Source organism: Pseudoroseicyclus tamaricis (assembly GCF_012070395.1).
GTDB classification, from domain to species: Bacteria; Pseudomonadota; Alphaproteobacteria; order Rhodobacterales; family Rhodobacteraceae; genus Pseudoroseicyclus_A; species Pseudoroseicyclus_A tamaricis.
Genome location: NZ_JAAFYS010000001.1, coordinates 751396 through 778217 on the forward strand (window position 1 = coordinate 751396; position 26822 = coordinate 778217).

Genomic DNA, 26822 nt, shown 5'->3' on the forward strand with positions numbered 1-26822 from the left:
CTGGCTTCCCCGGATCGTGCGGGGCACCGCGGCCTATGCGCCCGCCAGCTCCGCATCGAGGGCCCGCACCATTGCGGCGAAAGCGTCCGGCTCCTCCAGATGCGGCGAGTGGCCCGACTGCTCGAACCGGACGATTTTGGCGCCGGGCTGCTCGGCCAGCCACTCAGCCGTCGCCGCGGGATAGACGCGGCTGCGCGCCCCATGGGCCACGCGCCAGGGCACCTTGACGCCGCGCGCGGCGGATCGCAGATCCATCGCCATCATCTCGTCCCAGTAGGCCGCCATCTTCGCCGGATCGTTCGAGAGGACCTGCGCCAGCGCGTCCGCCCGGCTGAAGCCCGGCGCGCCCGACCTGTCCGCGAACATGGTCGTCGCGATCTTCTCGGCCCAGGCGGGCCAGTCGTGGTGGATCTGTTCGGTATTGCGGCGCAGCCGCTCCGGCGTCTGGCCCAGCATCCCCAGATCCCAGCCCTCGGTATTCACGGGGCGGGGGCTCATGTCCACGGTCACGAGCCCGGCCACACCCGCGCCGCCGTGCCGCTCCAGCCAGGCCCAGGCCACGGCCGCGCCCATGGACCAGCCGATGAGGATGGCACCGGGGCCGGCTGCCGCGATCTCGTCGTCCAGCATGTCCACCGCCGCCGCGAGCGACGCCGTGCCGCTGCGCGCGGCCCCGTGCCCCGGCAGATCCGGCGCGCGGGCCCGCGGCCCCAGCCGCCGGGCGAGATCCTCGAAGACCGCGCCGCGCATCGTCCAGCCATGCAGCAGGATGACGGGGCGGGACAGGCCGCCGTCCGTCATCGTCCGCCCCGAAGCCGACCGACGATCCCGGAGGGGAAGAAGTAGACGCTGAGGATGAACAGCACGCCCAGCCACAACAGCCACCGGTCCGGATCGAGCAGGCGCGACAGCATCGGGATCGCCATGGTCGCGTCCGCCGCCGACCCCATGAGGTCCTGCAGGTAGGTCTGCGCCAGCACCATCACCGTCGCCCCGATCGCCGCGCCCCAGATCGTGCCCATGCCCCCGATGACCACCATCAGCAGCAGATCCAGCATGATCTCGAAGCTCAGCGTCGTCTCCGGCCCCACATAGCGCAGCCAGAGTGCGAAGAGGCTGCCGGCCAGCGCCGCCATGGCTGCCGAGATGCAGGTCGCGATGGTCCGGTAGCGCACGACCCGGTAGCCGATCGCCTCGGCGCGGAAGTCGTTCTCGCGGATCGCCTTCAGCACCGTCCCGAAGGGGGAGTTGACGATCCTGAGGAGCACGAAGAACAGAGCCAGCGAAATGAAGAAAACCACGTAGTAGTTCAGGATCTTGCCGGTGATGTTCACGCCCATGACCTCACCCATCCGGTTCGCAGGTCCCAGCGCGCGGGGGATCTGGAAGGTGAAGCCGTCCTCGCCCCCGGTGATCGACGACAGCTGGCTGACGAGGACGGCCACGGCCGAGGCGACAGCGAGCGTGATCATCGCGAAGAAGATCGCCCGCACGCGCAGCGAGAACAGGGCGATGATGAAGGCCAGGGCCGCCGCCAGAACTGCCGCCGCCAGCGAGCCCAGGATCAGCGGCCCGAACCCGCGCCCCATGTGCTGCGACGCGAGGCCGACCCCGTAAGCGCCCATCCCGAAGAACATCGTATGGGCGAAGCTGACGACGCCGGTGTAGCCCAGCAGAAGGTCATAGCTGGCCGCCAGGAGGATGAAGATCGAGATGCGCGCCGCCGTCTCGAGCGCGCGGACGCCGGGGAACAGGAAGGGCGCGAAGAGCAGCCCCAGGAAGATGGCCAGTAGCACCAGTGTCAGGATGCGCGAGCGCGGCCGGTCGCCTGAGATGAGACGCATCAGCATGAGGGCCTCACTTCGCCTTGACCACGGGCATCATGCCCTGCGGACGCCACATGAGGATCGCGGTCAGCAGCGCGATATTGGAAATCAGCGCCAGCTTCGGTTCGAGGAAGGCGATGTAGTTTTGCAGAAGCCCCACCAGCAGCGCGCCGATGAAGGCCCCCTCGACCGAGCCCAGGCCGCCGATGATGACCACGATGAAGACGAGGATCATCATCTCCTCGCCCATGCCCGCGGTGATGACCTCCTGGTAGAGGCCCCACATCACCCCGCCGAGCCCCGCCAGCGCCGAGCCGGCGATGAAGACCCCGATGAAGACGAGCCGCAGGCGGTAGCCGAGCGCCTCGACCATCTCGCCGTTCTCGACGCCCGCGCGGACGATGAGGCCGATCCGGGTGCGGCGGAACACCAGCCGCATGACGACGAAGAGAACGAGCCCGATCGCAACCGCCAGCAGGCGGTATTTCTCCAGCGCGGCGCCCCAGAAGGTGACGGCGCCCTTGAGCATCTCTGGCCGGGCGAAGAAGATCTCGTCCGGGCCCCAGATCACGTGGATCAGCTGCTCGATGACAATCAGGCCGCCGACCGTCACGAGAATCTGCTTGAGATGGGCGCCGTAGACGGGCTTCACGATGACCCGCTCGAAGGCCCAGCCCAGCATGCCGGTGATCGCCATCGCCGCCAGCACGGCCAGCAGGACGACGCCGAGGTTGAGCAGCAGGGACGGCGCCTGCGCCCATTCGGCCAGGGCCAGGACGACGCTGATGCCGACGAAGGCCCCGACGGAGATGAAGGCGCCGTGCCCGAAGTTGATGACGTCCATCAGGCCGAAGACCAGCGTCAGACCCGAGGCCATGATGAAGATCATCATGCCCATCGCCAGCCCCGACACCGTGAGCGTCAGCCAGCTGGACGGATTGCCGATGGCGAGAAATCCCAGGACGAGGAGGATCGGCACCAGCAGCACCGGCATCGCCTTCGCGATGCGCTCGCCCAGGGGCAGGTCGGCCATCCTCGGCCGGTGATCGGGCGCGGCACTCATGCCCGTTGCTCCAGAATTCGGTTTTCTCCCGCAAGCATCAGCCCGCCTCCATGCTGAGACCCATCAGCCGCTCCTGCAGCCCTGCATCCGTGGCCAGTTGCTCCATCTCGCCAGCCCAGACGATCCGCCCGTCATCCATGACGGCGGCGAAATCGCCCAAGGCTTTGGCCACCGCGAAGTTCTGTTCGACCAGCAGGATCGACGCGCCCTGTCGCTTCAGGTCCCGCAGTGCGCCCGCCATGGTCGAGACGATGGCAGGGGCAAGGCCCTTGGTCGGCTCGTCGATCAGGAACAGCCTGCGTTCCTCGGCCATCGCCCGCGCGATGGACAGCATCTGCTTCTGCCCGCCCGACAGCGTTCCCGCCGGCGACCGCCAGAAGGTGCGCAGCGGCGGGAAGGCCTCGAAGATCCGGTCGCGCCGGCCTGTGTCCAGCGGGCCGGAGGCGGCGGCGAGCACCATGTTCTCCTCGACCGTCAGGTCCGAGAAGATTCCCATGTCCTCGGGAACGTAGCCGATCCCGGCCCGCGCCCGCTCCGACGTCTTGAGGGCGGTGATGTCGTCGCCGTCGAAGACGATCCGCCCCTCGCGCGCGGGCCAGTGGCCGATGATCGTGCGCAGGGTCGTGGTCTTGCCCACCCCGTTGCGCCCCAGCAGCATCGTGACGGCGCCGCGCGGCACCTGAAGATCGACGCCGTGCAGAATATGATACTGCGCGATGTCGGTATGGACGTTCTCTATCCGGAGGATCGCGTCAGACATCGCTGAGCCCCTTGCCCATGTAGGCCTCCTGCACGACATCCGAGGCCATGACCTCGGCAGGGTCGCCATCGGCCACCAGCTCGCCGTTGTGCAGCACGATGATCCGGTCGGCGAGGGTGCGGATCACGTCCATCTTGTGCTCGACCAGCAGGATCGTGCGGTCGGTATCGGCCTTCAGTTCGGCGATGAGGTCGAGCACCACGGGCGCCTCGTCCGCGCTCATCCCCGCGGTCGGCTCGTCGAACATGTAGACCTTGGGGTCGAGCGCGATCAGCATCGCCACCTCCAGCTTGCGCTGGTTGCCGTGGCTGAGTTCGCTGACGGGCTGGTCGCGGACATTGTCGAGCCGGACGCGTTCGAGAACCGACGTCGCCTCGGTTGTCAGTGCCTCGTGGCTCGTCGCCATGGAAAAAAGCGACCCACGGACCGGCCGGTGCGCCTGGATCGCGAGACGGACATTCTCCAGCACCGAAAGGCCGGGGAAGAGGCTGGTCAGCTGGAACGCACGGCCCAGCCCGCGGCGGCAGCGTTCCGACGCCGAAAGCCGGTCGATCGGCTCGCCCATCAGGCGGACAGTGCCGGAGCTCGCCGGGATCTGGCCGGAGATCAGGTTGAAATAGGTGGTTTTCCCCGCGCCGTTCGGGCCGACGATGGCCGTCAGCTCGCCTGCGCGAAAGGCGCAGGTCACGGCGTCGACGGCGACATGCCCGCCGAAGCGCACCGTCAGGTCCTGGGTCTGCAGAAGGTCGGTCATCGATCGTCCCGTGGAATTGCATCCAAGGCGGAGCTGTCTCGAAAAAGTGCAAAATCGCGTCCGGCTGCGGACGGTGGCGGGGCCCGTGCGGGCCCCGCCACGCGGATCAATTCCGGATCGGAATGTCCATGTCGTCGATCCCCAGTTCGCGGACGAGGACCGGCACGCCGTAATCCTTGCCCTCCTGCACCTCGGTCGTGAAGTGATACATCGACTGCAGCGCCTGGTGATCCTCGGGGCGGAACATCATGGTGCCCTTCGGGGTCTCCCACTCCATGCCTTCCATCGCTTCGATCAGCGCCTCGGTATCGTCGGCGCCGCCGGCCCTGCGGATGGCTTCGACCACGGCGATGCCCGCTGCCATCCCGCCCGCGGTGAAGAAGTCCGGCGGCGAGTCGTAGCGCTCCATGTGCTGCTCGACGAGCCAGTCGTTCACCTCGTTGTCGGGGATCTCGTAGTAGTAATACGTCGCCCCTTCGAGGCCCGGCAGTTCCCGGTACGCGGTCAGCGCGGCGAGGATGTTGCCGCCCGTCGCGATCTCGACGCCGTAGCGGGACGGGTCCATCGCGTTGATCTTGCCCATCGGGTTGCCGCCGCCGGCCCAGATGATGAACAGCTTCTTGTCGCCGTCTTCACCCTCCATCGCGTTGAAGATCCGCTCGGCGGCTGCGGTGAAGTCTGTGGTGTCCGTCGGCACGTATTCCTCGTGCACGATCTCGGCGCCGGTGTCGGCGAGAGCCTCCCGGAAGGCCGCCACGCCGTCGCGCCCGAAGGCATAATCCTGCGCGAGCGTCGCGATCTTCACGTCCTCGCCGCCAAGGGCGACCGCGTTCGCGATGGCATCCTGCGAGGAGTTCCGCCCGGTGCGGAAGATGTAGCGGTTCCACGCCTCTCCGGTTATCGAGTCCGCCACCGCGGGTTCCACGATCAGGAGCCGCTCATATTCCTGCGCCACCGGCAGCATCGCCAGCGCGACACCCGAACTGACCCCTCCGACCGCGATCTGCGCATCGTCGTCGCCATAGGCTTCCGCCAGCACGGCGCGCCCTGTGGCCGGATCGGCCTGCGTATCCTTTTCGATGACGGTGATCGGCTCGCCGTCGATCTCCATCGTGCCATCGGTCGCATATTCGAGCCCGAGCATCAGCCCGATGTGGCTCTGCTCCGCATAGGCCTCCAGCGCTCCGGTCTGGCCATAGACATGCGCGATGCGAATGTCCGCCTGTGCTGCTGTTCCGCCGATCGCGAGCGCAATCGCCGCGGCCCCCGCGCGTTTCAATGTCGACATACCAGTCTCCTCCCTGGTTTCTGTGGAGATGTTGGAACATGAACGCTCATTCAGGTCAAGGTCGGGATCGCTGCCACGCTACGCCCTCAACCCCTTTCCGCGCTCCCGCGCTATGGAGGGGTCAGAGGATCTGCTTGAGCGGGGCAGGACGGCGTAGCCTGCGATCATGCCCCAGCCGAACCCGATCCGCTACCTCAGGACCCGCCGAGACATCATCTGCCTCGCGTTAATGCTCTATGTGCAATTCCCCTTGCCCAGTCGGCAAGCCGAGTCTGGTTCGAATCCGTCTGACAGCAACGCCACTAGGCTGCCCGTATGGAGACAGGCTTTCCCCTTCGTATAGCCGACATTTCATTGGCGTTGGCCGAACGGCGGCTTTGGGCAAGCCGAGCCCGGGGATGGCGAAGACCCGCCCGATGATGGCCGCGCCGCCGAGCAGCCCGATGAACTGCACCGACAGCACGGTGAGCGCGGCGGGCATGGCGTTGCGCAGCACGTGGCGGAAGAGCACCGAGCGGGGGCTCACGCCGCGGGCGCGCAGGGTGCGCACGTAATCCTGCCGGAGCGCGTCGATCACAGCGCCGCGCACCTGCTGCGAGGAGGAGGCGATGCCTGAGAAGGCCAGCGCCGCGACCGGAAGCACCAGCGAGGCGAGACAGGCGGAGGGCGAGGCGCCGAAAGAGATGTTTCCCGTCGCCGGCAGACAGCGCAGCTCCACCGCGAAGAGGACAACCAGCATCAGCGCCAGCCAGAAGTACGGCAGGGCGAAGCCGATCACGCCGCCCACCTGGATCAGCCGGTCGGACCAGCCGCCGCGAACGGCCGCGGTGACCCCGAGGAGCGCCGAGAGGATCGCCATGAACGCGACCGCGATGCCCACGACGGAAAGCGTGACGGGCAGTCGACGCCCGAGCTCCTTCACGACGCGGGAATTCGAAGTCCACGAGCCGCCCAGCTAGAGAAGTACTTCGGCCGCCCGCTCGTCGAGCGTCATGCGCGCGGGGTTCGGCCGACGCTCTTCGGGATCAAGGTGCTCTCCGCCTCGCTGCGGCAGATGCGACAATGGGAGCTGACGGACGAGGAGCTTCGCGCGGAGGGCATTGGCATCGGTGCCGGGCCGGTCTCGCGCTCGATCATCCTGCCGGTCGTCATGGTCGAGATGCACCGGCGCTTCCCCCAGATCGTCTTCGAGATGGTGCGCGCTCATCCCACCGATTCCTATGAGGGCGCTGGCGAGCCATCGGGCATGATCGTCAGCAGCGTCTCGAAGGCGGGCTTCCAGTAGGACACCCGGTCGCCGATCTCGATCTTGTCCCGCTCGAAGGTGGTGTTGTCGAGCTGGTTCGCCAGGGCGATGACGTCCGGGCCGTTGGTGGCTTCGGCGGTGGCCGGGCCGAACGACATGAGTATCGCCGCCGAGGCAGCGGTCAGCAATCTGGGCATTATCCCCTCCCTAAATCCTCGCGCCCGCTCGCTTTCCTCATGCAAGGCCGGGCCTGTGGGTGAAGCGGATCGTGGGCGGGAGTTGCGCTGAAAGCGCAATAAGTTCGATCAGCTATGCGCCGGCCTTATCGCAGCTGCCTCCGGGCTCGGACGCCGGCACGCAGGTTGAGTAGGCCAGTGGCCCGTCCCATGCTGGCCACGAAGCTCGGGCATCTCCCGCATCACGAGCGAAACAGAGGGTCGCTTCCAGCCGCGGTGATGGCCGGGACATCCGCGATGGCGGATGTCCCGGTCCCGGGGCGTCAGCGGGGCAGGCGCGCGTCCGCCAACTCCAAGGTAGCCGTCAGCGGCAGATCCGCTGCCGAGGTTCCGGCCAAGACGGTGTAGCGCCCCGGCGCGACGTGCCAGTCCCCCGCCGTCTCGTCGAAATAGGCGAAGGCGCGGGCGGGGAGCGGCAGCACCAGCTCGCGGCGCTCGCCCGGCTCCAGCGCCACCTTGGCGAAGGTCTTGAGCTCCCGCGCCGGGCGCTCCACCGGCGGTGCTTCTGCGCCGACGTAGAGCTGTACCACGGTGCTGCCGGCGCGGCCGGAGGTGTTCTCCACCGTCAGCCGCGCCTCGGCACCGTCTTCGGCGGCCGTTACAGACAGGCCCGACAGCGCGAAGCTGGCGTAGCTGAGGCCGAAGCCGAAGGGGAAGAGCGGGGCGATGCCCTTGGCGTCGTAATGGCGGTGGCCGGTGAAGACGCCCTCCTGGTAGCGCACGTGGCCGTCCACGCCCGGATAGACCGTGGGGTCATTCGTCCAGGTCGGGTTGTCCTCGATGCGCAGGGGGAAGGTCTGCGGCAGGCGGCCGCCGGGCTCGGCATCGCCGAAGAGCACGTCGGCGATGGCATTGCCGGCTTCCTGGCCGGGGTACCACGCCTGCAGCACCGCCGCCGCCTCGCCGAGCCACGGCATCTCCACCGGGCCGCCGGTTTGCAGCACCACCACGGTGCGCGGGTTGGCAGCGCAAACGGCGGCAACGAGCTCGTCCTGCCGGCCGGGCAGGCGGATGTCCTCGAGGTCGGAGCCCTCGGTGTCCCACTCTCCCGAGCGACCGACGAAGACGAGCGCCGTCTCGGCCTCGCCCGCGATCCGCGCCGCCTCGGCGATGGCGTCGTCGCCGAGCGGCTGGCCGATGCCGGCGCGGAGGGCGGAGAAGGTGAGCATCTTGCCCTCGCTGGCGGCGAACTCGGCGGTGACCTCGTAGCTGCGTCCGGCCTCCAGATTGACCTCGCCCACCACCTCGTCGGAGCCTTCCTCGAAGAAGGTGCGGCCGCGGGTGAAGTCGCTCATGGCGTCGGCGACGACCTTGCCATCGACCAGCATCCGGGCCGGGCCGGTGGCATGGATGCCGAAGCGGTAGGGGCCGGTTTCCTCGGGGGTGAAGCTGCCGGTGAGGCGGGCCGAGAAGCGGGTCGGGTTCACCTTGCCATTGGCCACGGGCGGCACCCAGAAGGCCTCGGCGCTGGCCATCTCCTCGCTGTGGACGGGCTCTCCCGACAGCTCGGTGCCCTCGAAGAACTCCGCCTTGAGCGGTCCCTGCCAGATCGGCTCCCACCGGTGGTTGGTGCAGCCGGGCGCGAAGGTGAGGGCGCTCTCGCCCAGCCGCTCGGCCAGCCCCTGCCAGGGCGAGACGCTGTAATGCGGATTGAGCTGTGCCGAGCCGCCGCCCATGATGCGGGCTGCCTTGGCATTGGGGCCGATCACGGCGATCTGGCCCTTGGGCAGGCTTAGCGGCAGCAGGCCGTCGTTCTTGAGCATCACCGTGCCCGCCGCGCCGGCCCGGCGGATGAGGGCGCGGGTCTCGGGGCGGTCATCGGCGACCTCCTCGAAGGGATGCTCGCCCTCCAGCAGGCCCACCCGCTCCATCAGGCGGAGCACGGCGAGGGCGCGGGTGCGCACCACCTCGGCGCTGACCTCGCCCGCCTGCACGGCGGCGACGAGTTTCTCGCCGCGGTCGCGCGTCGGCCCCGGCATCTCGAGGTCGAGCCCCGCCTTGACCGTCTCGGCGGTGGAATGCGAGCCGAACCAGTCGGACATGACGATGCCGTCATAGCCCCAGTCGCCGCGCAGCACCTCGTCCAGAAGCCACGGGTTCTCAGAGGCATAGGTGCCGTTCAGTTTGTTGTAGGCCGACATGAGCGCCCAGATGCCGGCCTCCTTCACCGCGGCCTCGAAGGGGCGCAGGTAGATCTCGCGCATCGCCCGTTCGGAGATGTCGGAGCTCATGGTGGTGCGCTCGATCTCGCTCTCGTTGCCGGCGTAATGCTTCATAGTCGCCGCGATGCCCTTGCCCTGCAGGCCGCGCACATAGGCCGCGCCGAGCTGGGCGGTCAGCTCCGGGTCCTCCGAGTAGCATTCGAAGTTGCGCCCGTTGGTGACGGAGCGCTGGATGTTCACGGTGGGCGCCAGCGAGACATGGGCGCTCTTCGATTTGACCTCGTCCGCCAGCGCCGCGCCGATCTCTTCGGCCAGCTCGGGATCCCACGTCGCGCCGAGGGCGATGCCCACCGGGAACGCCGCCGCCGAGACGCCGCCGATCAGCCCGCCGCCGCCGCGCGCGCCGTTCGGCCCGTCGGTCACGCGCAAGGTGCCGATGCCGAGGCGGGGGATCGGGTTGACCGACCAGAAATCCTGGCCCGAGAGCAGGGAGACCTGCTCCTCCAGCGTCAGCTCGTCGATCAGGGCATCCGCGGTGCGGGGGGTGTCTGTCATCGGTGCTATCCTTGAAGGCTGAAAGGGGGCTCAGACGGCGTAGGCGCTGAGGAACACGTTCTTGGGGCCCGCGATATGCCGGCTGATAATCTCCGCCAGCTCGGGCCCGTCGCTCCGCCGCAAAGCTTCGATCATCTCGCGATGTTCGGCTATGGCGCGCTGGCGTTCGCGGGCGAAGGGGAAGGCGCGGGTGCGGATCGGCTGGGTCGTCACCGTGTAATGGTGGATCGCCTCGGCCAGCTGCGGGTTGCCGCAGGCGCCGTAGATGGCGGCGTGGAAGCGGTTGTTCTGCTCGAAGATCAGCTGCATGTCGTCGGCCTCGCATGCGGCCTCGTGCGCATCGGCGATCCGGGTCAGCTCGGCCAGCAGCGCCTCTGGGGCAGGGGCGGTGAAGCGCAGGGCGGCGCGCCGCTCCAGCGCGTCGCGGATCTCGTAGAGCGCCTCGACCTCCTCGGCGGGGTAGTCGCGCACGCGGATGCCGCGGTTGGGCTGGCGCTCGGCGAGGCCCTGCTTTTCCAGCTCGTCGAAGGCGCGGCGTACGGCGTGGCGGGTCGCCCCCGTCTCCGCGATGACGTCGTCCTCGATCAGGCGCTCGCGCGGGTGCCGGCGGCCGAGGATGATGTCCTGGCTCAGGCTTTCCGTGATCTGTGCCCAATCGGGGCGGGCGGTGTCTTTCGCCATGTCTGTCCTCGCTCTGAGGCCAGACTAGCCCAAGAAAAGGGGCGATTCAATTAGCGTTGACATTATCGAGAATCTTGATGATAACTCCCGGCCATGGGGGAGACACCGTTCATCATTGGCAGTGGCGCCGGCTTTTCGGGCGACAGGATCGACGCGGCGCAGCCCGTTGTCGCAGCGATGGCGGCGATGGGGCAGGGCGGGGCGCTGATCTTCGAGACGATGGGCGAGCGCACGCTGGCGCTGGGGCAGGTGGCCCGCGCCGCCGACCCGCAGGCGGGGTATGACCCCTACCTGCCGCAGTACCTCGGTCCGATTCTGAAGCCCGCGCTCGACGCCGGCATCCGCATCGTCGGCAATTTCGGCTGCGCCAATCCCGAGGGTGCGGCCCGCCTCATCGCAGCCATGGCGAAGGAGCGGGGCCTCACCCCCCGCATCGCCGTGGTGACGGGCGACGATCTGCTCGGCAGCCCCGCGCTGGACGATGCCGTGGCCTGGGATGGCGACGGCACGCTGGCCCAGCCGTCGGGGGAGCCGGTGGCGGTGAACGTCTACATCGGCGCCGCGCCCATCGCCGAGGCGCTGAAGGCCGGTGCCGATATCGTGGTGACCGGGCGCATCGCCGACCCGGCTTTGGCGCTCGGCCCGCTCGTGGCGCATTTCGGCTGGGATTTCGATGATTTAGACCGCATCGCCGCCGGCACGCTCGTCGGGCACCTTCTCGAATGCGGCAGCCAGGTCTCTGGCGGCTATTTTGCCGACCCCGGCGTGAAGGACGTGCCGAACCTTGCCGATGTGGGCTTTCCCCTCGCCGAAGTCTCGGCCGATGGCAGCTTCGTCGTCACCAAGCCCGCCGGCACTGGCGGGCGCGTCGACCGGATGACGGTGCTGGAGCAGATGCTCTACGAGATCCACGATCCCGCCGCCTATCTCACCCCGGATGTGGCGCTCGACCTGACGCAGGCGACGATCACCGAGGTGGGCGAGAACCGCGTCGCCGTCGCGGGAGCCCGGGGCCATGCCGCGCCCCAGCGGCTGAAGGCGACGGTGAGCTACCGCGGCGAATGGCTGGGCGAGGCCGAGATCTCCTACGCCGGCCCCAATGCCCGCGCCCGCGCCGAGCTGGCGGCGGAGGTGATCCGCACCCGCGTCTCCCGCGCGCCCGAGCCGCCGCGGATGCGGGCCGATATCCTCGGCACCGTCAGCGTCTTCGACGATGACGGCGGCTCGCTTCGCGCCGCAGATCGCGGCCCGGCAGACGGTGAATACCGCGTGCGCTTCGCCTTCGGCGGCAGCGAAACGGCCGTCCGCGCCGCCAACCATGAGGTGAACGCGCTCTATTGCTGCGGCCCGGCGGGCGGCGGCGGGGTGCGCATCTCCGCCGTGCCGCGCTTCGTGACCCGCTCCGTGCTGGTGCGCCGCGAGGCCGTGCGCCCGCACGTCGCCTTCTACGGCGAGGAGGTGCCGGCATGAGCGTGCGTGTTCCCCTGCACCGGCTGGCCCATGGCCGCACCGGCGACAAGGGCAACCGGCTGAACGTCAGCGTCATCGCCTATGACGCCGCCGACTGGAACACGCTCACCGAGCAGGTGACCGAAGCGCGCATCCTCGCGCTCTTCCGTCACCGGGGCGCCAGCTCGGCCACCCGCTACCTGCTGCCGCATCTGGCGGCGATGAATTTCGTGATCGAAGACGCGCTGGAGGGCGGGGTGAACTCCGCGCTCGCCGTCGACACGCATGGCAAGACCCTCTCGTTCCACGTGCTGGGGATGGCCGTAGAGATCAGTGCCGCGCGCGCTGCAGAGCTGGGCCTGGAGGAGACGGGGCCCACAAAACGATACCAGGAGGAGACCACGACATGAGACATTCGATGACACGTCTTGGCACGAAGGCCGCGCTCTTGGCCGGTGCCGCGATGATCGCCGGCGCCGCCGCCGCGCAGGAGCAGGGCGGCACGCTCACCGTCGGCATCAGCCAGATGCCGCCGCAGCCCGACCCGGTTGTGACGACCTTCGGCATCAACTGGATGACCGCCGCCGTCGTCTGCGAAGGGCTCTTCGCCGTCGACAACAGCTGGACGCCGCAGCCCATGCTGGCCGAGAGCTTCGAGTACAGCGACGACGGCACTCTGCTGACGATCACGCTGCGCGATGGCCTCACCTTCCAGTCCGGCGAGCCGCTCACCTCGGCCGACGTGGTCGCCTCGCTCGAGCGCTTCCGCGCCGCCGCCGGCATCGGCGCCTCCTTCGCCGCGGTGACGGAGAGCATCAGCGCCCCCGACGACATGACCGTCGAGATCCAGCTGACCGGCCCGACGCCCATCGTCCCCGGCCTGCTGGCCGGCACGCAGGCGGTCATCATGTCCGCCTCGTCCATCGGCGACGCATCGGCGACCGAAGCCCTCTCCGGCCTCGATTGCACTGGCCCCTACACGCTCACCGATTACCGCGCCGACCAGGGCGTCACGCTGACGCGTTGGGAAGACTACCAGCCCCGCGAGGAGGAATCCTCCGGCGAGGCCGGCATGAAGCACGCTTGGGCCGACGAGATCATGCTGCGGCTGATGCCGGAACCCTCCGTCCGCCGCGACAGCCTCGTCACCGGCGAGATCGACGTGGCGATGGAGCTGCCGACCGACTTCTACGAGCAGCTGGAGAGCGCCCCGGGCGTGCAGCCGGTCATCGTCGCCAACAACCAGTCGCTGACGGCGGTGTTCAACACGCAGGAAGGCGTGATGGCCGATGTGAACCTGCGCCGCGCCATCTACCACGCGCTGGAGATGGAGCCGATCATGCTCGCCTCCGTCGGCAACCCCGAGTTCTACGAGATCGACGGCAGCTGGATCCCCGACCCGAACAGCTTCTGGTACACCACCGCCGGCATCGACGAGTTCGGCCAGCCCGACCCGGCGAAGGTGGAGGAATATCTCGCGGCCTCCGATTACAACGGCGAGCCGATCCGCTGGCTGGTGGCCTCCGAGCAATACCAGAAGCACTTCCTGACCGCGGTGACCGTGGCCCAGCAGCTGGGCGACTACGGGATCAACGTGGAGATCCAGGAAAACCCGATGGCGAACTACATCCAGATGCGCGCCGATCCGACGCAGATGGACGCTTTCTCCAGCTTCCTGCCCACGTATATCGACCCGACCTCCATCGCCTACCTGAACCCGACCTACCCGGGCTTCTGGACCGACCCGGAGAAGATGGAGCTGATGGCCCAGCTCGCCGAGACCATCGACCCCGATGAGCGCAAGGCGATCTTCGAAGAGGTGCACGCGCTGGCCTACGACCAGTTCCCCTTCATCAAGTACGGCACCGAGGCCAACATGTACGGGGTGCGCGAGGGCGTCGAAGGCTACACGACCACGGCCGTGGGCGGCTACACCTTCTACAACTACGCTCCGCCGGCCGAGTAAGATGACGGCGGCTGACACACAGGCAGAGGCGCGCGAAGCCATTCGCGCGCCTCGGGCCCCCAGCTTCCTGCAGAGGTTCGTGCGCAATCCCACGGCGGTGCTGAGCTTCGCGCTACTGGTCGCCTTCGCCCTCATGGCGATCTTCGCGCCGCTCATCGCGCCGGGCGACCCGATGCGGGTGAACCCGGTCGTGCGCTTCACGCCGCCGGGCGCAGAGTACTTCTTCGGCACAGACAACCTCGGCCGCGACGTGTTCCGCATCGTCGTGCACGGCTCGCGCACCACGCTGCTCGTCGGCCTCGTCGTCACCGTCATCTCCATGGGGCTGGCGACGATCCTCGGCCTGCTCTCGGGCTTTTACCGGGCGGTCGACGTGATCCTGATGCGCTTTGTCGACGGGCTGATGGCCTTCCCCGGCATCGTGCTCGCCACGGCCGCCGCCGGCTTTCTCGGACCGGCCATCTCCACCGTCATCATCTCGCTGACCATCGTGCTCATCTCGCCCTCCCTCCGCGTCGTGCGTGGGCAGGTGCTGGTGGTGCGCGAGGCGCAGATGATCGAGGCCGCCCGCGCCACCGGCGTGCCGACCGGGCGTATCTTCCGGCGCTATATCCTTCCGGCGGTGATGTCGCCGATCCTTGTGCAGGCCTCGTTCATCTTCTCCGCCGCGGTCCTTGGCGAGGCCGCCCTCAGCTTCATCGGCGTCGGCATCGGCCCGACCGACATCTCCTGGGGCAATGCCCTGACGGAGGCGCGCAACTACATCAGCCAGGCGCCGTGGATCGTCATCTTCCCCGGCCTCGCCCTCATGCTCACCATTCTCGCCCTCAACCTCTTGGGCGACAGCCTGCGCGATCTGCTCGATCCGCGCCTGGCAAGGAGGCGCTGACATGCTGCGCTATCTCGCGAAGCGGTTCCTGCTCATTCTGCCCACGATCTTCGTGCCGCTGATCATGGTCTTCCTGCTCCTGCGCCTCGCCCCCGGCGACCCGGCGGGGATGATGCTGGGCGATCAGGCCACCGCCGACCAGCTCGCCGCTCTCCGCGCCGAGCTGGGGCTCGACCAGCCGCTGCCGGTGCAGTTCCTGCTCTGGCTCAAGGGCATCTTCACGCTCGACCTCGGCAATTCGATCTTCTTCCGCGAGCCGGTGATGGAGGTGATCCCCCGCTATGCCGGCGTGACGATCCTGCTCACCCTCGTGGCGCTGACGCTGGCCATCGTGATCGGCGTGGTCATGGGCGTGATCTCGGCGCTCAACCGCAACAACCCGGTCGACCGGGGCGTGGTGACCAGCGCCGTCCTCGGCATCTCGCTGCCGGAGTTCTGGTTCGCGCTTCTGCTCATCTTCCTCTTCTCCGTCACCCTGCGCTGGTTCCCCGTTTCGGGATGGACGCCGCCCTCGGCCGGGCTCATCGCCTTCGGGGCGTCGATCTTCCTGCCGGCGCTGGCGCTCGGCATCCGCCAATCGGCGCTGATGACGCGGATGATGCGCTCCTCGATGCTCGACGTGATGGACGAGCCCTACATCACCACCGCCCGCGCCCAAGGGCTGCCCGAGCGCAAGGTGATCGGCAGCTACGCCATGCGCACCGCCTCGATACCCGTGCTCACCGTTGCCGGCCTTGCCGCCGGTTACATGCTGGGCGGGGCCGTCGCGATCGAGATCGTCTTCGCGCTGCCGGGGCTGGGGCGGATGCTGGTGGAGGCCGTCGCTCGCCGCGATTACCCGCTGGTGGAGGGCGGGGTGCTGACGATCAGCCTCGTGCTGGCCGTGCTGAACCTCGTCATCGACCTGCTCTACGCTGTGCTCGACCCAAGGATCCGCTACCAATGAGCCCGCTCGACATGACCGCGGCGCCCGGCGCCGGAACCGAGACCAAGGTGGTGCTGGAGGCCGAAAACCTCGGCGTCGCCCTGCCCATCGACGGCAAATACGTGCCCATCACCACCGATGTCTCCTTCTCCGTCCGCCGGGGCGAGGCGGTGGCGCTGGTGGGGGAGAGCGGCTGCGGCAAGTCGATGACCGCCAGCGCCATCATGGGCCTGCCGCCGCGCGGCGCCAAGGTGACGGGGCGGCTGCGCATCAACGGCCGCGACGTGCTGGACCTCTCGCCGAAGCGCCGCCGCGCGCTTTGCGGCAGCGAGATCGGCTTCATTTTTCAGGAGCCGATGACGGCCCTGCACCCGACGCTGCGCATCGGCCGGCAGATGACCGACACGCTCTGCCACAACCTCGGCCTCTCGAGGAGCGCGGCGATGACCCGGGCGGCGGAGCTGCTCGACCTCGTCGGTATCCCGCGCCCGAAGGACATCCTGAAGGGCTATGTGCACCAGCTGTCGGGCGGCATGCGCCAGCGCGTGATGATCGCGCTCGCCCTCTCCTGCGACCCCTCGCTGGTGATCGCCGACGAGCCCACCACGGCGCTCGACGTGACCATCCAGGCGCAGGTGCTCGACCTGATGGAGAAGATGCGCCGCGAGTTCGACGTCGCCATGCTCTTCATCACCCATGACCTCGAGGTGGTGGGCGATTTCTGCGACCGCGCCGTCGTGATGTATGCCGGCGACGTGGTGGAGACGGCGACGGCGGCGGAGGTGACGCGCGCGCCGCATCACCCCTACACCCGCGGTCTGATCGACGCGGTGCCCGGCACCGGTCTTGAGCGCCTCGTGCCCATCGGCGGCAGCGTGCCGCAGATCGGTGCATGGCCCGAGGGCTGCCGCTTCGCGCCCCGCTGCTCCCGCGCGACGGAGAAATGCGCCATCCGCCCCCCGCTGGAGGGAGCCCCGATGCCCGACGTGCGCTGCTGGCACCCCCTGACGGAGGAGAGGACATGAGCGCCCCCGCCCTCCTGGAGACGAAGGGTCTCACCAAGTCCTTCGGCAACGTCAAAGCCGTCCGCGATGTCGACCTCAGCATTCCGCGCGGCTCGACCTTCGGGCTGGTGGGCGAGAGCGGCTCGGGCAAGTCCACCGTTGCCCGGCTCGTGCTGCGCCTCATCGAGCCGACCTCGGGTGAGATCCGCTTCGGCGAGACGGACCTGCGCGCCCTCAAGGGCGACAAGCTCCGCCGCCAGCGCCGGAAGATGCAGATGATCTTCCAGGACCCCTTCGGCTCGCTCAACCTGCGCATGACCGTGGGCGAGACGCTGACGGAGCCGCAATCGGTGCATGGCCTCGGCCGCAATGACGCCGAGCGTCGCGCCCGGGGCGAGGCGCTGCTGGCCGAGGTTGGCCTGCCCGCCGCCGCGATGGATCGCTTCCCGCACGAATTCTCCGGCGGCCAGCGCCAGCGCATCGCCATTGCCCGCGCGCTGGCGACGGAGCCGGAGCTGATCGTCGCCGACGAGCCGGTGAGCGCGCTCGACGTCAGCGTGCAGGCGCAGATCCTCAACCTGATGCGCGACATGCAGGCCGAGCATGGCACCACGATGCTCTTCATCAGCCATGACCTGCGTGTTGTGCAGTACATGTGTGACCAGATCGCAGTCATGTATCTCGGCGAGATCATGGAGAGGGGGCCGCGCCACCGCATCTACGAGATGCCGCAGCACCCCTATACGCAGGCGCTGCTCTCTTCCGTGCCGGGCTCGCCCAAGGAAGACGGCAAGCGCGCCAAGCTGAAGGGCGAGATCCCTTCGGCGCACAGCGTGCCCTCGGGCTGCGCCTTCCGCACCCGCTGCCCGCATGCCTTCGATCGCTGCAAGGTCGAGGTGCCGGTGATGCATCAGCTCGGCGAGGGGCAGGAGGCGGCGTGCCACCTGCTGGACCGGTGAGCACGGTCACCGCCCCCGCCGGGCGGATCACGGGGTTCGAGGAGCGCGGCGCCCGCGTGTTCCTCGGCATCCCCTACGGGCAGGCGCCCGTGGGAGAGCTGCGCTTCCGCCCGCCGGAGCCGGTGGGGCCGGGAGAGATCGACGCCACGCGCCCCGGCGCCGCGCCGCTGCAGGTGATCCGCCCGCGGCCCGACTGGGCCGGGCAGGGGCGCGAGGAGCCGATGGGCGAGGATTGCCTCAACCTCGATCTCTATGCGCCGCCCGAAGGCCGCGACCCGGCGCCGGTCATCGTCCATGCCTACGGCGGGGGCTTTCAGGGCGGCAGCGCCGGCAGCGGCGCCATCGACGGCGCCGCCTTCGCCGCCCGCACCGGCTGCCTGCTCATCCGCCCCAACATGCGCACCGGCGCGCTGGGCTTCCTGCACCTCGCCGAGCACTTCCCCGAGCTCTCCGCCACCAACCGCGGCATGCTGGATCTCGCGCTGGCCCTCGACTGGGCCCGCGAGAACGTGGCCGCCTTCGGGGGCGACCCCGGACGGATCACGCTCGTCGGCATGTCCTCGGGCAGCTTCACCGCCACCGCCCTCTTCGGCGCGCCGGAGCCGCCGCCTGTTCATGCGGGATGGCTGATGTCCGGCCCCGCGAGCCGCATCGTGCTGCCGGAGACGGGGGCCGCCATCGCCGAGGGTTTCCTCGAGCGCGCCGGGGTGCGCCCAGGCGACCTCGCCGCGCTGCAGGCGCTTCCGGTGGAGACGATCCTGCAGGCGCAGGAGTCCGGGCTCGCCAGCGACCTCGGTGAGCGCAACGCGCCGGGCGGGCGGACGCTCGGCATCGTGCTCGACGGCGTCACCCTGACCCGCCACCCGATGGAGGCGCTGACCGCAGGGGCAGGGCAGGGGGCGGGCCTCGTCTTCGGTTCCACCGCGGAAGAGGCGCGAATGTGGTATGCCTTCGGGATCATGGGCGAGACCGACGCGGCCAAGCTTCGTCAGACCATCGCTCGCTTCGCCCCGGATCGCGTCGAGGCCGAGCTGGCCGCGCTGGAAGCCGCCCAACCCGGCGCCAGCCCCGCGGCCCACGAGGAGGCCTTCCTCACCGAGCGCATCTACGCCGGCCCCGCCCGCGCCTCGGCCGAGGCGCAGCGGCAGGGCGGCGGGGCGGGAGCGAGCTATACCTTCGGCTGGGCGCCCTCCGGGGAGCTGGCGAAGCTCGGTGCCTCGCACGGCTTCGACGAGCCCTTCGTCTTCGGCAGCGCCGCGCCCTACATGGCGGGCAGCCCCGACGCTCTGAGCCTCGCCGCCGAGATGGAAGGCGCGCTGGTCGCGTTGGCCGAGACGGGCCAGCCGGGCTGGCAGGGGCACCGCCGCTTCGGCTGAGGTAGCGACCACTATCTGGTCAGGACCACCCCGCAAGCGCCGCGAGGCCGCGCACCGCGGAGAGCAGCGCGGTCGCCAGGAGGATGGCGAGGGCGATGCCCTTGTAATGCGTCTCCGCGGTGCGGCGGAAGATCTCGCCGCCCAGCCATGTTCCGGCAAGCATGACAGGCAGCGCCAGCAGCGCGTGGAGGACGGCGCTTCGGGTGACGAGGCCTGACAGGGCGAAGCCGGGCAGGGCGATGGCCGATGTCACGAAGAAGAAGATCATCAGCGACGCGCGCATGCGGGCCGGGGGCGTCGCGGCGCGGATGAAATAGGCGATGGCGGGCGGGCCGGGCATCGCCGCCAGCCCGCCGAAGAAGCCCGACGCCGCGCCCACCGGCAGCGCGAGGCCGAGGGCGGCGTCGGGCGACGGGCGGGGCGGGCGCAAAAGGGCGGGGACGGCGGCGAAGACGATCAGGCCGAGCACCAGCCGCATGACATCGGCATCGAGCCAGCGCAGCGTCAGGATGCCCAGCGGCGTGCCGGCGAGCGCCCCGAGTGAGAGCCACAGGATCTGCCGTCGGTCGATCTGCCGGCGCAGCGTCACGATGTCCCGCAGGCCGATCAGCGCCTGCAGGAGGACGCAGATCACCACCGCCTCCTCCGGCGGCAGCACGAGGCTCAGCATCGGCACCGCGGCGAGCGCGAAGCCGAATCCGGTGAGCCCGCGCAGGATCGCGGCGAGGCCGACGAGGGCGCAGGCGATCAGGGCCAGCGGCACGGTCACCCGCGTCAGTCCATCGCCATGATGACCGTCTTCTTCCGGGTGAAATGCTCGAGCATCGATTCCAGCGATGCCTCCTTGCCGAGGCCGGAGCGGCCGAAGCCCCCATAGCTCAGGTTCGGCTGGATGGTGAAGCCGGCATTGACCTGCACGAAGCCCGCGTTCAGTGCCTTCGTCCCCTTCAGCGCTCGGGAGAGGTCGCGCGTCCAGATCGAGGCAGCGAGGCCGTAGGTCGTGTCGTTCGCCTGCTCCAGCACCGCGTCCCAATCGTCCCACGGCTGGATGACGGTGACGGGGCCGAAGATCTCCTCCCGCACGACGGGGGAGGCCGCGTCGATGTGCAGGATGAGCGTGGGCTGGAGGAAGAGGTCGGGCGCCACGCCCGTCCCCGGCAGCGCGCCGCAGCGGATCACCTCCGCCTCCGGCGCCGCGTCGGCGAGGGAGAGGTAGCGCTCGACCGTCGCCTTTTGCGCCGGGGAGACAATGGTGCCCACGTCGGTCGCCTCGTCCAGCGGGTCGCCGATGACCAGCGCGTCCAGCCGGGCGCGGAGGCCGGCGACGAAGGGCTCGTAGACCGAGCGGTGCACGTAGAGCCGGCTGGCGGCGGTGCAGCTCTGCCCGGCGCGGGTGAAGCGCATGCCCGTCACCGCGCCGTCGATGGCGCGGTCCAAGTCCACGTCGTCGCAGACGATCATCGGGCTCTTGCCGCCGAGTTCCAGGCTCACCGGGATCAGCCGGCGGGCGGCGGCGGCGTGTATCGTCTCTCCCACCTTCTCCGAGCCGGTGAAGGTGATCTTGGCCACGTCCGGGTGGTCGCAAAGGGGCTGGCCGCAATCCGGCCCGGTGCCGACGACGACGTTCAGCACGCCGGGCGGCAGGTGGGCATTCAGGATCTCTGCGGCGGCCAGCGTCGCGAAGGGCGCCACCTCCGCCGCCTTCACGACGACGGTGTTCCCCGCCACCAGCGCCGGCGCGATCTTCAGCATCATCAGCACCAAGGGCACGTTCCAGGGCAGGATCGCGGCGATGACACCCAGCGGCTCGCGGGTGGTGACGGCGAAGGTGTCGGGGCGGAAGGGGAGCGTCTCGCCCTTCAGCTCCGAGCCGAGGCCGCCGAACATCTCCAGCAGGTCCGCCGCGACGGCCAGCTCGCCCCGGCATTCCGTGCGGATGGCCTTGCCCGTCTCGCGGGCGAGGAGGCGGGCGAGAGGCTCTGCCTCCGCCATCAGCGCGCGGGCGGCGGCCTGCACGGCGCGGCCGCGGTCGCGGGCCGGGGTCTCCGCCCAAGCCTCGCCCGCCGCCTTCGCCGCGGCCACGGCCGCCTCCACCTCGGCGGCTCCGCTGGCGGCGGTGCGGCCGAGGGCGCGCATCTGCGCCGGCTCCAGCACCTCCAGCGTTTCCGCCGCCGGCACCACCGCGCCGTCGATCAGGTTCACGCCCTCGAGGCGGGCGAGCCAGGCGGCGGCGAGGTCTGACGGGTCGGCGCCGCTGTCGGCGGCGGGGAGGTCTGTCATGGCGGGCTCCTTTGAAGTCACAACCGCTCGTCGCGGAGGTGGTACCAGCGGTAGAGAAACCGCTGGCCGATGCGGCGGAAGGGGGTGAGCGGGCCGTGATGCTTCAGCTCTCCCTTGAAGATCGGCAGGTCGGGCAGGCTCTCGCCGGCGACGAGCTGCGCCATGCGCCGGCCGGCCTGGGCGGAGTACATGACGCCGTTGCCGCCGTAGCCCATGGCGTAGAAGACCGCCTCACCGGCGCGCGGACGGGTGATGCGGGGCATCTGGTCGTGGCTGACATCGACCCAGCCCCACCAGGAGTAATCGAATTCTATCCCCGCCAGCGCCGGAAACTTCCGCTCCAGCCCGGCGCGGAGCGAGGCGACATGCCGCTCCTGGGGCGCGTCGCGGCCGGTGATGGCGCCCCGGCTGCCGATCTGCAGCCGGTCGCCGGGGAGGAGGCGGTAGTAGTGGCGCAGCGTCCGCGTGTCGGTGATCGGCGCCCGGGTGGCGAAGCCGCAGGCGGCGAGCTCGGCGGCGGTGAGCGGGCGGGTGACGACGGAGTTGGAGATGATGGGCAAAAGCCGCGCGCGGGTGACCGGGCTCATCGCGCCGGCGGTGTAGGCGGCGGTGGCGATGGCAATGGCCTTGGCGCGGATGGTGCCCTGCGGGGTGGTCAGCCGGTAGCCGCTCCCCTCCCGCACCCAGCCGGCGACGGGGGAGCCGGTGTGGATGCGCACGCCGAGGCGCCGCGCCTCGCGGTGGTAGCCGAAGGCGAGCTTGCCGGCATGGATGGCTGTCCCGTCCGGCTCCCAGAGCGCGCCGGCGGCCTCCTGGTCGTGCACGGCGCGGGCGAAGACCTCCTCGCGGGGGAGGAACTCGGCGGGGTAGCCGAACTGCTCGCGGTAGCACTCCGCCTCCGCCTGCAGGGCCGGGACGGCCTGCGGCTTGTGGGCGATGTAATAGTGGCCGCCGCGCTGGGCCTCGCAGTCGATGCCCCCCTCCTCGATGACCCGCTCGAAATAGGCGAAGGCCTCCTTCATCTCGCGGTGCAGCCCCTGCGCCATCTCCAGCCCGTATTCCCTGATCCAGCCGGAGCGCTTGAGCCGCCCGGCGGAGATCTGCGCCTGACCGCCATTGCGGCTGGAGCAGCCCCATGCGGTGCGGTTCGCCTCCAGAACGGCGACATCCATGCCGTAGTCGCGGGCCAGCGCGATGGCGCAGTTGAGCCCGGTATAGCCGGAGCCGACGACGGCGACGTCGCAGGTCACCTCGCCCTGCACCGGGCCGTCATCTTCCGGGGCGGGGCCGGCGGTGTCGATCCAGTAGGTGGGGGCATAGTCGCGCCCGCGGCCCGGGCCCGGATCCATGATCGGGTCATAGCTCGGGTCGTAGGCGGTGGGGCCGAGGGCGGTCATGTCGTTCATCGCGGGGCCTCAGGCGGCGAAGGCGGGACGGGCCTTGCGGAAGGCCTGCTTGCGCACGATCAGCCCATCTCGAAGCGTGAAGAGGTCTGCTCCCTCCGCCTCCGTCCGCATTCCGGCGGCGTCGGTTCCGGAGAAGACCCACTCGCTCACGGCGCGGTCGCCGGCGACGAGGTGCGAATGGTGCGCCCAGTGGGCATCGGGCATCGCCTGCCAGACGCCCTCAAAGGCTGCCGCGATGGCGTCGCGCCCCTCGAAGCGGGTGCCGAAGACCTCCGACCCGCCGACGGCGAAGAAGACGGCATCGGGCGCGAAGAGGCGCATGACGCCGTCGATGTCGTGCCGGTTGAAGGCGTCGAAGGTCGCGGCGAGATCCGCGGCTGTCAGGGTTGCTGTCATCGGGGGTTCCTCGCGCGTCTGGGCCTGATCCGAGTCGCTACCAGCGGCATCCCGGGCGGCACACGGCCAGCCCGGCGGTTCGGATTGGGCCAGCGCCCGCACCCGCCGCCGCCCCCGCCGCCCCCCGGGCCGCCTTCCGACGGCCCAATCCTTGGGCAGCCTGCCGCAGGAACGGGCGCCGGTGCCGCGCCGCGGCATGGCAGCGCTGGGGCAGGGCGGGCCACCGGCGCCGCGGGGCGTAGGATGAGGCGCATCATCCGAGGGAGACGGGGCCCATGTCAGGCGCGCTCACATTGGTGGACAAGTCGGCGGCCGAGCCCATCCAGGCGCAGCTGCGCCGCTCGCTCATCACCGCCATCCAGAGCGGCCGGCTTTCGCCCGGGCAGCGCATGATGCCTTCCCGCCAGCTCGCGCAGCAGGTGGGCATCGCCCGCAACACGGTGACGCTGGTCTATGACGAGCTCGTCGCGCGCGGCTATCTGGAGCCGGTCCCGCGCAAGGGCTACTTCGTCGCCGAGGTGCGCGAGGCGGGCGCGCGCACCGCCGCGGTGGCGCCCGGCCAGCGGCCGAACTGGAACGCCAAGCTCCGCCAGCGGCCGGCGCGGCTGCGGCACATCGTGAAGCCCTCCAACTGGCAGGACTACGCCTACCCCTTCATCTACGGGCAGGTCGATCCGAAGCTCTTCCCCTACAACATCTGGCGCGCCTGCTCGCGCGATGCGCTGGGCCGCGGCGCCATCGACTGGTGGTCTGCGGACCGCGCGGTCGACGACGACCCGATGCTGGTGGAGGAGATCCGCAATCACATCCTGCCCGAGAAGGGCATCTACGCCGAGCCCGACGAGATCCTGATCACGCTCGGAATCCAGCACGGCATCTACCTGCTCGGCCAGCTCCTCGTCCGCCCCGGCGCGCGGGTGGGGGTGGAGACCCCCGGCTACCCCGACGCCCGCCACATCTTCGACGCCGCGGGGGCGGAGCTGGTGGAGATGGCGGTCGACGAGGATGGCGCGCGGATGGACCACCCCGGCCCGCTCGACGTGATGATGATCACGCCGACCCACCAGTGCCCCACGATGGTCACCATGAGCGCCGCCCGCCGGGAGGAGGTGCTCGCCCGCGCCCGGGCCGACGACGCCATCGTTATCGAGGACGATTACGAGGGGGAGACGACCTTCACCGAGGGCCTGACCTCCCTCAAGTCGGCCGACAGGGACGGGCGCGTCGCCTATCTCGGCACCCTTTCCAAGGTGCTGGCGCCGGGGGTGCGGCTGGGCTTCATGGTCGCCGACCGGACCCTTGTCGCCGAGGCGCGCTGGCTGCGGCGGCTGATCAACCGCTCCGCTCCGCTCAACAACCAGCGCACCGCCGCGATCTTCCTCGCCGAAGGGCACTACCTCGGCCTCATCCGCACCATCCGCTCCGCCCATGCCGCCCGCTGGAAGGTGCTGGCCGAGGGGGTGGACCGGCATCTGCCGGGCTTCCGTCGCAGCGCCGGCACCGGCGGCTCCAGCGTCTGGCTGGAATGCCCGCCGGAAGTGGAGGCCGGCGCGCTCGCCGCCCGCGCGGCGGAGCTGGGGGTGCTGGTGGAATCGGGCGATCCTTTCGTGCGGCCGCAGGAGCGGGGCCGCTTCATCCGCCTCGGCCTCGCCTATATCGACGAGGGCCTCATCGACGCGGGCCTGCGCCGCATCGCCGAGGCGGCGCGGGACGTCGCCGGCCGGCCCGCCGCGCCGCCCCCGCTGGCCCCGCTGGAGGCATGAGGGCGGCCGCTCTGCCCGTTCTGCGGGCATCTGCCTCCGCACTCTGCCCGCTTGCGCGCCCGCCCATCCCGCTGGCCCAGCGCGGCGCTGGCTTGGACCAGTCCAATGCAGGTTGCTGGACCAAGAATTGTGCGGGACCCTGACCAATCATCGGGCAAGTCAACTTCCGCTCCCCTCCCACTCGAACGCACGGACGCAGGCAGACATGAAACATTTCCTTCGCCCACTTCTCGCCGCCACGGTCTCCCTCGCGGCGCTCAGCGCCCAGGCGGCTCCGGAGGATGGCGGCACGCTCATCGTCGGCTCGACGCAGGTGCCGCGCCACTTCAACGGCGCCATCCAGTCGGGCACCGCCACGGCCATGGCCTCCACCCAGATCTTCGCGAGCCCGCTGCGCTACGATGCCGAGTGGAACCCGCAGCCCTACCTCGCCGAGAGCTGGGAGGTGGCCGAGGACGGGCTTTCCGTCACGCTGCACCTCACCCCGGGCGCGACTTTCCATGACGGCGAGCCGATCACCTCGGCGGACGTCGCCTTCTCGATCCAGACGATCAAGGAGAACCACCCGTTCCAGACGATGCTCGCCCCGGTGGAGAGCGTCGACACGCCGGACGAGCTGACGGCGGTCATCAACCTCGCGCAGCCCCACCCGGCGCTGCTGCTCGCCATGTCGCCGGCGCTGATGCCGATCATCCCCGAGCATGTCTACGGCGAGGGCGACATCCAGGCGAACCCGGCCAACCTGGAGCCCGTCGGCTCCGGCCCCTTCGTCTTCGAGGAATACCGGCAGGGCGAGTTCTACCGGCTGTCGAAGAACGAGAACTTCTTCATCGAGGGCCGCCCCTACATGGACGAGGTGATCGTGCAGATCATCGGCGATCCGGCGAACCTCGTCCTCTCCACAGAGCGCGGCGACATCGACTATTACCCCTTCGCCGGCAGCCCGCGTGACATCGAGCGGCTGCAGGGCGTCGACGGGCTGATCGTGACCGACGAGGGCAATGACGGCTTCGGCGCGCTGAACTGGCTCGCCTTCAACACCGCCAAGGCGCCTTTCGACGATGCCCGCGTCCGGCAGGCAATCGGCTTCGCCATCGACAAGAGCTTCATCAACGACCGCCTTATGGCCGGCCTGGTGTCGGATTCCACCGGCCCCATCGTGAACTCCTCGCCGCTGGCGACGGACGAGGTGGAGACCTACGCCGTCGATCTCGACCGCGCCAATGCCCTCCTCGACGAGGCGGGCCAGATGCCCGACGGCGACGGCATCCGCTTCACCATGACGGTGGATTACCTGCCCGGCTCCGTCGAGATGGGCCGCAACCTCGCCGAATACCTGCGCTCGCAGTTGCGCCAGATCGGCATCGAGGTGGAGGTGCGCGCCTCGCCCGACTTCCCCACATGGGCGCAGCGGATCTCCAGCTACGATTTCGACGTGACGACCGACAGCGTCTACAACTGGGGCGACCCGGTGATCGGCGTGAACCGGACCTACCTGACCAGCAACATCCGCGAGGGCGTCATCTGGTCGAACACGCAGCAATACTCGAACCCGCGCGTCGACGAACTGCTGGAGCAGGCGGCGATGGAGAACGACCCCGCCGCTCGCGCCGAGCTCTACAAGGAGTTCCAGCAGATCGTCGTGGAAGATGCGCCGATCCTCTACCTCAACGTCGCCCCCTTCTTCAGCATCTACAAGGAGGGGCTGGCCGACATGCCGCTCTCGATCTGGGGCGCCGCGTCGCCCTGGGACGAGATCTACTGGGAGTAGGGCCACTCACACCTGCTCCCCGGCCGCCCGCGCTCCTCTCCCGGCGCGGGCGGCCGCCTATCCCCGC

25 protein-coding genes are annotated in these 26822 nt (G+C 69.6%); 10 read left to right on the forward strand and 15 right to left on the reverse strand.

The window, feature by feature from the left end:
- Positions 1 to 33 precede the first annotated feature (33 nt).
- From GY170_RS03450 to GY170_RS03500, 11 genes are all read right to left on the reverse strand, one after another.
- Positions 34 to 801 (reverse strand): alpha/beta fold hydrolase, encoded by a 768-nt coding sequence (locus GY170_RS03450; protein WP_163889970.1) that lies wholly within the window; start codon positions 799 to 801, stop codon positions 34 to 36.
- Positions 798 to 1850, reverse strand: coding sequence for a branched-chain amino acid ABC transporter permease (locus tag GY170_RS03455; protein WP_163889972.1), 1053 nt, complete (start codon positions 1848 to 1850; stop codon positions 798 to 800). Before GY170_RS03455 ends, GY170_RS03450 begins: the two co-directional genes overlap by 4 nt.
- A 7-nt stretch (positions 1851 to 1857) precedes the next feature.
- Positions 1858 to 2889: a branched-chain amino acid ABC transporter permease gene (locus tag GY170_RS03460; protein WP_163889974.1), complete on the reverse strand. Its 1032-nt coding sequence runs from the start codon at positions 2887 to 2889 to the stop codon at positions 1858 to 1860.
- 37 nt (positions 2890 to 2926) lie between these two features.
- Positions 2927 to 3649: an ABC transporter ATP-binding protein gene (locus GY170_RS03465; protein ID WP_163889975.1), complete on the reverse strand. Its 723-nt coding sequence runs from the start codon at positions 3647 to 3649 to the stop codon at positions 2927 to 2929.
- Entirely contained in the window at positions 3642 to 4403 is a 762-nt protein-coding gene (locus GY170_RS03470; RefSeq protein WP_163889977.1) for an ABC transporter ATP-binding protein, read from the reverse strand. The genes GY170_RS03465 and GY170_RS03470 overlap by 8 nt, the downstream gene beginning before the upstream one ends.
- Before the next feature lie 106 nt (positions 4404 to 4509).
- Positions 4510 to 5691, reverse strand: a complete 1182-nt coding sequence (locus GY170_RS03475) for a substrate-binding domain-containing protein (protein ID WP_163889979.1) — start codon at positions 5689 to 5691, stop codon at positions 4510 to 4512.
- A gap of 226 nt (positions 5692 to 5917) precedes the next feature.
- Complete coding sequence (locus GY170_RS03480) at positions 5918 to 6613, reverse strand: ABC transporter permease (RefSeq protein ID WP_203531149.1); 696 nt, start codon at positions 6611 to 6613, stop codon at positions 5918 to 5920.
- A gap of 33 nt (positions 6614 to 6646) precedes the next feature.
- The gene (locus GY170_RS03485) at positions 6647 to 6898 is read right to left on the reverse strand and encodes a hypothetical protein (protein WP_163889981.1); all 252 of its coding nucleotides are present in this window, start codon (positions 6896 to 6898) and stop codon (positions 6647 to 6649) included.
- A gap of 11 nt (positions 6899 to 6909) precedes the next feature.
- Complete coding sequence (locus GY170_RS03490) at positions 6910 to 7134, reverse strand: hypothetical protein (protein ID WP_163889983.1); 225 nt, start codon at positions 7132 to 7134, stop codon at positions 6910 to 6912.
- A gap of 302 nt (positions 7135 to 7436) precedes the next feature.
- Complete coding sequence (locus tag GY170_RS03495) at positions 7437 to 9890, reverse strand: beta-glucosidase (protein WP_163889985.1); 2454 nt, start codon at positions 9888 to 9890, stop codon at positions 7437 to 7439.
- Between the two features lie 30 nt (positions 9891 to 9920).
- Positions 9921 to 10571: a GntR family transcriptional regulator gene (locus GY170_RS03500; protein WP_163889987.1), complete on the reverse strand. Its 651-nt coding sequence runs from the start codon at positions 10569 to 10571 to the stop codon at positions 9921 to 9923.
- A 93-nt stretch (positions 10572 to 10664) separates the two neighbouring features.
- Between GY170_RS03500 and GY170_RS03505 the strand changes: the two genes are divergently transcribed.
- Genes GY170_RS03505 through GY170_RS03540 form a run of 8 tightly spaced genes read left to right on the forward strand, consistent with a single transcriptional unit; the run spans position 10665 to position 19139 of the window.
- Positions 10665 to 12041: an acyclic terpene utilization AtuA family protein gene (locus tag GY170_RS03505; protein ID WP_163889989.1), complete on the forward strand. Its 1377-nt coding sequence runs from the start codon at positions 10665 to 10667 to the stop codon at positions 12039 to 12041.
- The gene (locus GY170_RS03510; protein WP_163889991.1) at positions 12038 to 12430 is read left to right on the forward strand and encodes an AtuA-related protein; all 393 of its coding nucleotides are present in this window, start codon (positions 12038 to 12040) and stop codon (positions 12428 to 12430) included. The genes GY170_RS03505 and GY170_RS03510 overlap by 4 nt, the downstream gene beginning before the upstream one ends.
- Positions 12427 to 13986 carry an ABC transporter substrate-binding protein gene (locus GY170_RS03515; protein ID WP_163889993.1) on the forward strand — a complete coding sequence of 520 codons (1560 nt, stop codon included), beginning with the start codon at positions 12427 to 12429 and terminating at the stop codon, positions 13984 to 13986. Before GY170_RS03510 ends, GY170_RS03515 begins: the two co-directional genes overlap by 4 nt.
- Position 13987: 1 nt before the next feature.
- On the forward strand, positions 13988 to 14875 hold the full coding sequence (locus GY170_RS03520) for an ABC transporter permease (RefSeq protein WP_163889995.1): 888 nt from the start codon (positions 13988 to 13990) through the stop codon (positions 14873 to 14875).
- Between the two features lies 1 nt (position 14876).
- On the forward strand, positions 14877 to 15821 hold the full coding sequence (locus GY170_RS03525; protein WP_163889997.1) for an ABC transporter permease: 945 nt from the start codon (positions 14877 to 14879) through the stop codon (positions 15819 to 15821).
- Positions 15818 to 16825, forward strand: coding sequence for an ABC transporter ATP-binding protein (locus GY170_RS03530; protein ID WP_203531151.1), 1008 nt, complete (start codon positions 15818 to 15820; stop codon positions 16823 to 16825). Before GY170_RS03525 ends, GY170_RS03530 begins: the two co-directional genes overlap by 4 nt.
- The gene (locus tag GY170_RS03535; RefSeq protein ID WP_163889999.1) at positions 16822 to 17763 is read left to right on the forward strand and encodes an ABC transporter ATP-binding protein; all 942 of its coding nucleotides are present in this window, start codon (positions 16822 to 16824) and stop codon (positions 17761 to 17763) included. The genes GY170_RS03530 and GY170_RS03535 overlap by 4 nt, the downstream gene beginning before the upstream one ends.
- Positions 17742 to 19139, forward strand: a complete 1398-nt coding sequence (locus tag GY170_RS03540) for a carboxylesterase family protein (protein WP_163890001.1) — start codon at positions 17742 to 17744, stop codon at positions 19137 to 19139. Before GY170_RS03535 ends, GY170_RS03540 begins: the two co-directional genes overlap by 22 nt.
- Before the next feature lie 19 nt (positions 19140 to 19158).
- Here GY170_RS03540 and GY170_RS03545 read toward each other — a convergent pair whose 3' ends face one another.
- The 4 genes from GY170_RS03545 to GY170_RS03560 are packed head-to-tail and all read right to left on the reverse strand — an operon-like array spanning position 19159 to position 23221.
- Entirely contained in the window at positions 19159 to 19908 is a 750-nt protein-coding gene (locus tag GY170_RS03545) for a sulfite exporter TauE/SafE family protein (RefSeq protein ID WP_235937785.1), read from the reverse strand.
- A gap of 5 nt (positions 19909 to 19913) precedes the next feature.
- The gene (locus GY170_RS03550; protein WP_163890003.1) at positions 19914 to 21419 is read right to left on the reverse strand and encodes an aldehyde dehydrogenase family protein; all 1506 of its coding nucleotides are present in this window, start codon (positions 21417 to 21419) and stop codon (positions 19914 to 19916) included.
- Between the two features lie 17 nt (positions 21420 to 21436).
- The gene (locus GY170_RS03555) at positions 21437 to 22825 is read right to left on the reverse strand and encodes an NAD(P)/FAD-dependent oxidoreductase (RefSeq protein WP_163890004.1); all 1389 of its coding nucleotides are present in this window, start codon (positions 22823 to 22825) and stop codon (positions 21437 to 21439) included.
- A 9-nt stretch (positions 22826 to 22834) separates the two neighbouring features.
- Positions 22835 to 23221, reverse strand: coding sequence for a nuclear transport factor 2 family protein (locus GY170_RS03560; protein WP_163890006.1), 387 nt, complete (start codon positions 23219 to 23221; stop codon positions 22835 to 22837).
- Positions 23222 to 23496: 275 nt separating this feature from the next.
- On the opposite strand from GY170_RS03560, the gene GY170_RS03565 reads away from it, so the two are divergent.
- Both GY170_RS03565 and GY170_RS03570 read left to right on the forward strand, forming a co-directional pair.
- Positions 23497 to 24984: an aminotransferase-like domain-containing protein gene (locus tag GY170_RS03565; RefSeq protein ID WP_163890008.1), complete on the forward strand. Its 1488-nt coding sequence runs from the start codon at positions 23497 to 23499 to the stop codon at positions 24982 to 24984.
- A gap of 205 nt (positions 24985 to 25189) precedes the next feature.
- Positions 25190 to 26755, forward strand: a complete 1566-nt coding sequence (locus tag GY170_RS03570; RefSeq protein ID WP_163890010.1) for an ABC transporter substrate-binding protein — start codon at positions 25190 to 25192, stop codon at positions 26753 to 26755.
- The last annotated feature ends 67 nt before the right edge of the window (positions 26756 to 26822 follow it).

Bases quoted from the DNA above. Each gene is read 5' to 3' on its own strand.
- GY170_RS03450 (WP_163889970.1), bottom strand. From the start codon at position 801: ATGACGGACGGCGGCCTGTCCCGCCCCGTCATCCTGCTGCATGGCTGG.
- GY170_RS03455 (WP_163889972.1), bottom strand. From the start codon at position 1,850: ATGCTGATGCGTCTCATCTCAGGCGACCGGCCGCGCTCGCGCATCCTG.
- GY170_RS03460 (WP_163889974.1), bottom strand. From the start codon at position 2,889: ATGAGTGCCGCGCCCGATCACCGGCCGAGGATGGCCGACCTGCCCCTG.
- GY170_RS03465 (WP_163889975.1), bottom strand. From the start codon at position 3,649: ATGTCTGACGCGATCCTCCGGATAGAGAACGTCCATACCGACATCGCG.
- GY170_RS03470 (WP_163889977.1), bottom strand. From the start codon at position 4,403: ATGACCGACCTTCTGCAGACCCAGGACCTGACGGTGCGCTTCGGCGGG.
- GY170_RS03475 (WP_163889979.1), bottom strand. From the start codon at position 5,691: ATGTCGACATTGAAACGCGCGGGGGCCGCGGCGATTGCGCTCGCGATC.
- GY170_RS03485 (WP_163889981.1), bottom strand. From the start codon at position 6,898: ATGAGCGCGCACCATCTCGAAGACGATCTGGGGGAAGCGCCGGTGCAT.
- GY170_RS03490 (WP_163889983.1), bottom strand. From the start codon at position 7,134: ATGCCCAGATTGCTGACCGCTGCCTCGGCGGCGATACTCATGTCGTTC.
- GY170_RS03495 (WP_163889985.1), bottom strand. From the start codon at position 9,890: ATGACAGACACCCCCCGCACCGCGGATGCCCTGATCGACGAGCTGACG.
- GY170_RS03500 (WP_163889987.1), bottom strand. From the start codon at position 10,571: ATGGCGAAAGACACCGCCCGCCCCGATTGGGCACAGATCACGGAAAGC.
- GY170_RS03505 (WP_163889989.1), top strand. From the start codon at position 10,665: ATGGGGGAGACACCGTTCATCATTGGCAGTGGCGCCGGCTTTTCGGGC.
- GY170_RS03510 (WP_163889991.1), top strand. From the start codon at position 12,038: ATGAGCGTGCGTGTTCCCCTGCACCGGCTGGCCCATGGCCGCACCGGC.
- GY170_RS03515 (WP_163889993.1), top strand. From the start codon at position 12,427: ATGAGACATTCGATGACACGTCTTGGCACGAAGGCCGCGCTCTTGGCC.
- GY170_RS03520 (WP_163889995.1), top strand. From the start codon at position 13,988: ATGACGGCGGCTGACACACAGGCAGAGGCGCGCGAAGCCATTCGCGCG.
- GY170_RS03525 (WP_163889997.1), top strand. From the start codon at position 14,877: ATGCTGCGCTATCTCGCGAAGCGGTTCCTGCTCATTCTGCCCACGATC.
- GY170_RS03530 (WP_203531151.1), top strand. From the start codon at position 15,818: ATGAGCCCGCTCGACATGACCGCGGCGCCCGGCGCCGGAACCGAGACC.
- GY170_RS03535 (WP_163889999.1), top strand. From the start codon at position 16,822: ATGAGCGCCCCCGCCCTCCTGGAGACGAAGGGTCTCACCAAGTCCTTC.
- GY170_RS03550 (WP_163890003.1), bottom strand. From the start codon at position 21,419: ATGACAGACCTCCCCGCCGCCGACAGCGGCGCCGACCCGTCAGACCTC.
- GY170_RS03555 (WP_163890004.1), bottom strand. From the start codon at position 22,825: ATGAACGACATGACCGCCCTCGGCCCCACCGCCTACGACCCGAGCTAT.
- GY170_RS03560 (WP_163890006.1), bottom strand. From the start codon at position 23,221: ATGACAGCAACCCTGACAGCCGCGGATCTCGCCGCGACCTTCGACGCC.
- GY170_RS03565 (WP_163890008.1), top strand. From the start codon at position 23,497: ATGTCAGGCGCGCTCACATTGGTGGACAAGTCGGCGGCCGAGCCCATC.
- GY170_RS03570 (WP_163890010.1), top strand. From the start codon at position 25,190: ATGAAACATTTCCTTCGCCCACTTCTCGCCGCCACGGTCTCCCTCGCG.